Source organism: Streptomyces sp. NPDC037290, from assembly GCF_055603245.1.
The window spans coordinates 56,299-62,905 of the sequence record NZ_JBVJVZ010000020.1; the positions used below are offsets into that span (position 1 = coordinate 56,299).

Below are 6,607 nucleotides of genomic sequence, written 5' to 3' on the forward strand. Positions count from 1 at the left end.
ACATCGCCTCCACGGCAGCCGGGTCGACGGTGCCGGCGCGGCGGAGGGACGGTCGGCGGCGGGAGTGCTCACAGTGGTGTCCTCCCGGGCAGCGGGTCAGGGCAGGGTGGGGGCGGCGAGTTCGGGTTCGCCCCGGCCGGCCGGGGCGGCCGGGGGCACGGGTGCCGGGCGCCCGAAGACCGCGGCCGTGAGCCCCAGCCCGACCACGGCGCCCACCGCCTGCGCCGCGACGAAGGGGGCGACCGAGCCCGGCGCGATCCCGGCGTACGTGTCCGTGAACGCCCTGCCGAACGTCACCGCCGGGTTCGCGAACGACGTCGAGGACGTGAACCAGTACGCCGCCCCGATGTACGACGCCACCGCGACCGGGGCGAAGTGGGCGCGGCCGGACCGGGACAGCCCGGAGACCAGCAGCACCAGACCCGCGGTGGCCACGGCCTCGCCCAGCAGCAGGTGCCCGGCCGAGCGGTCGTGCGTCGACCACCGCACCAGCGGCCTGGCGAACATGGCGTCGGCCAGGACCGCACCGGCCACGGCGCCCGCGGCCTGGACGGGGACGTACACGGCCACCTCGCGCAGGGTGAGCCCGTCGCCGGTGCGGCGGCCGGAGAACCAGGACGCCAGCGTGACGACCGGGTTGAGGTGGGCGCCGGAGACCGGCCCGAACAGCGCGATCAGGACGCCGAGGCCGAAGACGGTGGCCAGCGAGGCGGCCAGCAGCTGCACGCCGGCGTCGTGCGACAGCTCGGTGGCCTGTATCCCCGCGCCGACGGCCACGGCGACCAGCGCCGCCGAGCCGACGGCCTCGGCCAGGGCACGCCGCGCCAGGGGGGCGCTCACGCGACGGATCACCTTGAGCACGTGTTTCGACATGTGGCTCATGGTGGCGTTTTTCGATCAGGGCACAAGTGTGTCTCAAGCCGTGACCGAGGTGACGGTGCCGCTCTCAGTCGGGCACGCAGCCGAACCAGTTCACCGTGCCGTTGCCGGGGGTGTGGCCCAGGCACCTGATGGTTCGGTGATGCAGGGTCTCGGTCCGGTCCACGGCTCCGTCCAGGTACGCCGTGCGGTGGTGGGGCTGGACGAGGGTGTCGATCTCGACGGTGTACCAGCGGCCCTCGCCGTCCGGCACGCTGCAGTGGTGACCGGTCATGTTGCGGCTGGGGTCGTCGCCCCAGACGGGCCGTTCGGCACGGTCGCAGTGCGCGTGGGCGCCATCGGCGCCGGCGGTACCGGCGCCGGCGCCGAGCAGGGCGGTGGCACCCATGGCCACCGCCGCGGTGACGCCGAACAGGCGTCTGCGGGTGGGGTTCATCGATCGGTCCTCCTGCCGGCTGTGGTGACGGCCGTGAGTCGCCAGGTCACCCTGGAGCGATCGTCACACCGATCCGGAACGTCCGGCCCGGCGGGCGGCGGCGCAGTCCCCCGACCCGGTGACGTCGGTGCTGCCAATGCAGCAGGCCGCCCCCTCGCGGGCACGGACGCCCGGGACCGGTCCGGCTCAGGCCGCGATCGTGGTGAGCTGCTCGATGCCGTGGCGCCCGCGGAGCTCGACGATGGCCTCGGGACCGGCCTGGTTGTTCACCAGGTCGGCCAGTTCGCGCAGGTAGTCCTCGTGACCGGCCGGGAAGGACAGGAAGAGCATCCGGGCCTCGGAGTCGGTCGGGTTGGCGAACGCGTGGGGGCAGCCCGGGGGCACGAAGATCATGCTGCCGGGGCCCGCCCGCAGCACGTCGCGGCCGTCGCGGGAACGCCACTCGCGCCAGTTGTCCCCGGTGATGCTCACCGGTTCGAAGGCGAGCAGGTCGAGTTCACCCTCCAGGACGTAGAAGATCTCCTCGCCGTGGTCATGGCGGTGGGCGCCGACGTCGAACCCCGGGGGGACGACGACCTCGAAGGTCGAGTTCAGCTTGGCGTCCTTCGCGGAGACCTTCACCTCGATCTGCAGCCCGCCGATCGTGATGCGGTCGCCCGCACCCGGTTCCACCATCAGGCCGTCGGTCACGTGCGACACCTCTGACACCTTTGCCTCCGTTCTGTCACTTCTGATTGTTGAGCTGGGGCTTCCGTACGGACAGGGCCCCGGGGCCCTGTCCCCGGCGGGTGGCCGCGGTGACGACGACGGCCAGGACGAGTCCCACCAGGGCGAGCAGGGCGCCGAGCCAGACCGGCGAGGTGTAGCCGAGGCCGGCCGAGATGACGAGCCCGCCGAGGTAGGCGCCCAGGGAGTTGGCGATGTTGAACGCGGACTGGACCGAGGCGGAGACCAGCGAGGCACTGTCCGGGGCCTTGCTCATGATGTAGGTCTGCATGATCGGACCGAGGCTGAACCCGGCGACGCCGGCGGCGAAGAGCCCGATGGCCGCGGTGACCTTCAGCGGGACGGCCAGCGCGAACAGGACCAGCACGACGGCCAGCGCCGCCAGGGCCGTGTACAGGCTGGGGACCAGGGCGCGGTCGGCGGCGCGGCCTCCGACGACGTTGCCCACCGTCATGCCCACGCCCAGCAGGACCAGCAGCCAGCTGACCGAGGTGGAGCTGAACCCACTGGCCTCGGTCAGCAGCGGGGCGACATAGCTGTAGACGGTGAAGATGCTGGCGAAGCCGACCGTGACGGTGCCCAGCGCCAGCCACACGTCGCCGCGCCGGAACGCGGCGAGTTCGTCGCGGACGCCGGCCGGGGACGCCTTCTCCTGCCGGGGAATCATGATCCCGATGGCGATCACGCTGAGCACGCCGATGACGGCGACCACCACGAACGCCGAGCGCCAGCCGAGGGTGGTGCCGAGATACGTGCCGAGGGGGACGCCGGCGATGTTGGCCAGGGCGAGACCGAGGAACATCATCGACACCGCCTTGGCGGTGCGGTCGGCGGAGACCATGCCGGCGGCGACGACGGCGCCCACGCCGAAGAACGCCCCGTGCGGCAGCCCGGCCACGAACCGCGTCACCAGCATGACCGGTTCGTTGGGGGCGAGCGCGGTCGTGACGTTGCCGACGGTGAAGAGGGCCATCAGTGACAGCAGGGTGGTCTTGGCGGGCAGCCGACGTGCGGCCAGGGTCAGCAGCGGGGCACCGATGACCACCCCGAGGGCGTACGCCGAGACCAGGTACCCGGCGTCGGGGATGGAGATGTCCAGGTCGTGCGCGATGGTCGGCAGCAGGCCCATCACGACGAACTCGGTGGTGCCGATGCCGAAGGCGGCCAGGGTGAGTGCGGCCAGTGCTAGGGGCACGGTCCTCCTCCTAGGGACGAGCGGTGGGCGGCCGGCCGGGACTCCCGGCCGGGACCGGCCCGGGGCGTGCGGGACGGGCGGCCGGGCGTCCCGGATGTCGGCGGTCGGTCAGATGCGGGCCGGCCCGAACCAGTCGGTCAGGGCCGTGCGCAGGTCCTCGCCGGGGACCGGTTCGTCACCGACCCACGCGAGATGGCCGTCGGGGCGGACGAGCAGCACGGCGGCCTCCGCGTCGGCGTCCAGGGCGGTGACGGCCCGTACGCGGTCGCTCCAGGGCTCGGCGGCACGTACGGCCGTGGCGGTGCCGGTGAGGTCCAGCAGCAACGGGCGCCCCTCGCGCAGCAGTTCCGCCAGGCGTACGGTCCCCGCGTCGGTCTTCAGCTGCCGGTCGGCGACGAAGGTGCCGACTCGCGGGTCACCGCCGCCGCCGTAGTGGACGTCGGTCCCGTAGACGGCGTCGGTCAGGTGGTCGTTGACCTCGTCGAAGCCCAGGAGTTCGGTGACCAGCTCGCGCAGCGCGTCCACCTGCGAGCCCGGGCGCATCAGCGCGACCTGGGCGCGCGTGTTGTGCAGGACGCGCGCGGCGACCGGGCGGCGCTCGGCGTCGTAGGTGTCCAGGAGCCCGGGGCGGCCCTGACAGGCGGCCGCGAGTTTCCACCCCAGGTTCACCGCGTCCTGGAGGCCGAGGTTGGCCCCCTGGCCGCCCGCGGGGAAGTGCACGTGCGCCGCGTCCCCGGCGAGCAGGACGCGCCCGGCACGGTACTGGGCGGCCAGTCGGGTGCTGTCGGTGAAGCGGGAGATGAAGCGCACGTCGGTGAACTCGATGCGCTCGCCGGTGACACGGTGGACGGACTCGACCAGCTCCTCGGCGGTGGCCGGGGTCTCGGGCAGCGGACGGTCCCACTCGGTGGTGGAGATCCGGCCGTCGGGCATCCGCATGAACCAGCCGCGCTCGCGCCGCTGCCAGCCCATGGGCAGGCGGTCCAGGCCGGTGATCGTGCCCAGGCCCATCCAGCTCACCGTCTGCGGTTCGGTGCCCGGGAAGTCGATGCGGGCGAGCCTGCGCACGCTGCTGCGTCCGCCGTCGCAGCCGACCACGTAACCCGCCCGGACCACGCTGCGGCCCTCACCGTCCTCCACCGTGACGGCGACCCCGCCGGCGTCCTGCTCCAGCCCCACGACCTGGGCACCGTGGCGGACCACGGCACCGGTCCCGGTCGCCCGGCGGATCAGGATGGCCTCGGTGGCCTCACGGGACAGCGCCAGTTCCTGGGGCTGTTCGGTGGTGACGGTGCCCTGGCCCAGTACGAACAGCCCGGCGAAGTGACCGCGCGCGGAGGTGTTCGCCAGCCGGCGGCGGTACTCGTCCAGATTGGCCGTGGCCTTTTCGGCGGCCAGGAAATCCGCGAGCAGATTCCGGCGGTCCATTATTTCCAGGGTGCGGGCGTGGATCGTCAGCGTCCTCGGCTCATTGGCCCCGGGCGCGAGGCGCTCCACGACAAGCGTGGAAACGCCGTGCAGCCGCAGCTCGCAGGCGAGCATCAGGCCGACCGGCCCACCACCGGCGATGAGGACGTCGTAATCATTGCTCTGCATATCCAGCACCAGCCGCCACCTTGTTCGGAAATCCGCACATCAATTAAGCAGTGTCAATTCCACGGTATCGGCGGGCTGGGCGATCACAAAATGCAATTCGGATAACGCAGCGTTGCGGGTGGCGGCAATCCACCGGTGCGGGCCGCCTCAGGTCCGGCCGTCCGGCTGCCAGCTCTCGAAGACGCTGCGGACGCAGTGCCGGAACCAGGTGTGGGTGGGGTCGGCCTGGTGCCGGATGTGCCAGGACTGCGCGACGACGACCGGCGGGAGCTGCAGCGGAATGCGCACCGTGCGCAGACCGAGGAGGGAGACGGCCTGGCGGCTCAGCCGCTCGGCGGCCAGCCCCACCAGGTCGCTCTGCGCGACCATGTGCCAGGAGGCCACCCAGCTCGGCACGACGGAGACCACCTGCCGGTGCAGTCCGTACTCGGCGAGGTGGTCGTCGATGGGGCCGGTGAGCCGGCCGCGCCGGGAGACACCGAGGTGCTGGGCCGCGGTGAACCGCTCCCGGGTCACCTCGCCGCGCAGCAGCGGGTGCCCGGCGCGCACCACGGCGCGCACCCGGTCGACCATCAGCCGTTCGCTGTTGACCTCGGCGGATGCGGAGTCGGCCACGCTGACCACCAGGTCGGTGGCGCCCTCGCGCAGCTTCGGGGTGCTGTCGTGGGAGTCCTCCGGGACGAACCGGACCGTCACGTTGGGCGCCTGGCGGTGAACGGTGCTCAGCAGCGGCTGGGCGAGCGCCCCGATCACCATGTCGTTGGCCTGCACGGTGAAGGTCGTCGTCAGCGAGGACAGGTCCGGCGCCCCGGCCTCCAAGAACAGCCCGGTGGCCTGCTCGACCAGCGAGCGCACCTGCTCCCGGACCGCCAGGGCGCGGGGCGTCGGCACCATCTGGCGGCCCGCACGGACCAGGAGCGGGTCGCCCAGGGCCCGGCGCAACCGGGCCAGGGTCCGGCTCATGGTCGGCGTGGAGGTGCGCATCCGTTCCGCGGCCCCGGTGACACTGCCTTCCTCCAGGAGCGCGTCGAGGGCGATGAGGAGGTTCAGGTCCACGGATTTCATCTGGCGCAACCCCTGGTTATCACGATTGATCTGGACGGCAAGCCCCAACCGGGTTTATTGTACAGGGAAAGTAAATTTTGGGGTTCGAAATAAGTCAATCACCGCCGCTTACGTAGCGTTGACGGCAGTGGTGACTTCCGTCTCACCGCGGATGTCCGCAGTGGAGGACGGGGTACCGTTTCGGTCGTGCCGCCCCTGGCTGCACGAAGCGTTCCCGAAGGGCGCTCCAAACCGAATGGGCATTCTTTTCTTGAAGGGATATCGCGAGGAGCGCCTAGCTCACCAAATGGGGGAAACAAAAGCATGACAGGCAATGCCATACGCGAAACTGTCTCGAACTGCTCCTGCAAAGCACCGGTCCACCCCTGTGGGGACTTGGCACACGTCTCCGACCGGGAGCGGGACATCATGAACGTGCTCTCGCGCGGCTTCACCAACACCGAGATCGCGCAGGAGCTGTTCATCAGCGAGAAGACCGTCAAGAACCACATCAACCGGCTGTTCGCCAAGCTGGGGGCCCGCCACCGTGCCGAGGCCATGGCGATCTGGCTGGGTCTGGCACACACCTCGAAGGCGCGCCGCAGGATGACCACCTGACGCAGGCCCGGACTGCGCGGCGGGGGGGGGGGGGGGGGGGGGGGGGGGGGGGGGGGGGGGGGGGGGGGGGCGGGGGGGGGAGGGGGGGGGGAGGGGGGGGGGGGGGGGTGGGT

The 6,607-nt window shown here is 71.7% G+C and carries 7 protein-coding genes; 1 reads left to right on the forward strand and 6 read right to left on the reverse strand.

Translation table 11 applies throughout. The features are described 5' to 3' along the window. Positions 1 to 96: 96 nt before the first annotated feature. The 6 genes from ACZ7HQ_RS37780 to ACZ7HQ_RS37805 form a co-directional block, all read right to left on the reverse strand. On the reverse strand, positions 97 to 873 hold the full coding sequence (locus tag ACZ7HQ_RS37780; RefSeq protein WP_470999886.1) for an aquaporin: 777 nt from the start codon (positions 871 to 873) through the stop codon (positions 97 to 99). 73 nt (positions 874 to 946) lie between these two features. After that, positions 947 to 1,315, reverse strand: coding sequence for a hypothetical protein (locus tag ACZ7HQ_RS37785; protein ID WP_470999888.1), 369 nt, complete (start codon positions 1,313 to 1,315; stop codon positions 947 to 949). A 186-nt stretch (positions 1,316 to 1,501) separates the two neighbouring features. Then, complete coding sequence (locus ACZ7HQ_RS37790; RefSeq protein ID WP_470999921.1) at positions 1,502 to 1,990, reverse strand: cupin domain-containing protein; 489 nt, start codon at positions 1,988 to 1,990, stop codon at positions 1,502 to 1,504. A gap of 49 nt (positions 1,991 to 2,039) precedes the next feature. Continuing rightward, positions 2,040 to 3,236 (reverse strand): MFS transporter, encoded by a 1,197-nt coding sequence (locus tag ACZ7HQ_RS37795; protein WP_470999890.1) that lies wholly within the window; start codon positions 3,234 to 3,236, stop codon positions 2,040 to 2,042. Between the two features lie 108 nt (positions 3,237 to 3,344). Next, positions 3,345 to 4,832 carry an FAD-dependent monooxygenase gene (locus ACZ7HQ_RS37800; protein ID WP_470999923.1) on the reverse strand — a complete coding sequence of 496 codons (1,488 nt, stop codon included), beginning with the start codon at positions 4,830 to 4,832 and terminating at the stop codon, positions 3,345 to 3,347. A 147-nt stretch (positions 4,833 to 4,979) separates the two neighbouring features. Further along, positions 4,980 to 5,897: a LysR family transcriptional regulator gene (locus ACZ7HQ_RS37805; protein WP_470999892.1), complete on the reverse strand. Its 918-nt coding sequence runs from the start codon at positions 5,895 to 5,897 to the stop codon at positions 4,980 to 4,982. A 375-nt stretch (positions 5,898 to 6,272) separates the two neighbouring features. On the opposite strand from ACZ7HQ_RS37805, the gene ACZ7HQ_RS37810 reads away from it, so the two are divergent. Next, positions 6,273 to 6,494: a response regulator transcription factor gene (locus tag ACZ7HQ_RS37810; protein WP_470999894.1), complete on the forward strand. Its 222-nt coding sequence runs from the start codon at positions 6,273 to 6,275 to the stop codon at positions 6,492 to 6,494. The last annotated feature ends 113 nt before the right edge of the window (positions 6,495 to 6,607 follow it).

Bases quoted from the DNA above. Each gene is read 5' to 3' on its own strand.
- ACZ7HQ_RS37805 (WP_470999892.1), bottom strand. From the start codon at position 5,897: ATGAAATCCGTGGACCTGAACCTCCTCATCGCCCTCGACGCGCTCCTG.
- ACZ7HQ_RS37790 (WP_470999921.1), bottom strand. From the start codon at position 1,990: ATGGTGGAACCGGGTGCGGGCGACCGCATCACGATCGGCGGGCTGCAG.
- ACZ7HQ_RS37800 (WP_470999923.1), bottom strand. From the start codon at position 4,832: ATGCAGAGCAATGATTACGACGTCCTCATCGCCGGTGGTGGGCCGGTC.
- ACZ7HQ_RS37785 (WP_470999888.1), bottom strand. From the start codon at position 1,315: ATGAACCCCACCCGCAGACGCCTGTTCGGCGTCACCGCGGCGGTGGCC.
- ACZ7HQ_RS37780 (WP_470999886.1), bottom strand. From the start codon at position 873: ATGTCGAAACACGTGCTCAAGGTGATCCGTCGCGTGAGCGCCCCCCTG.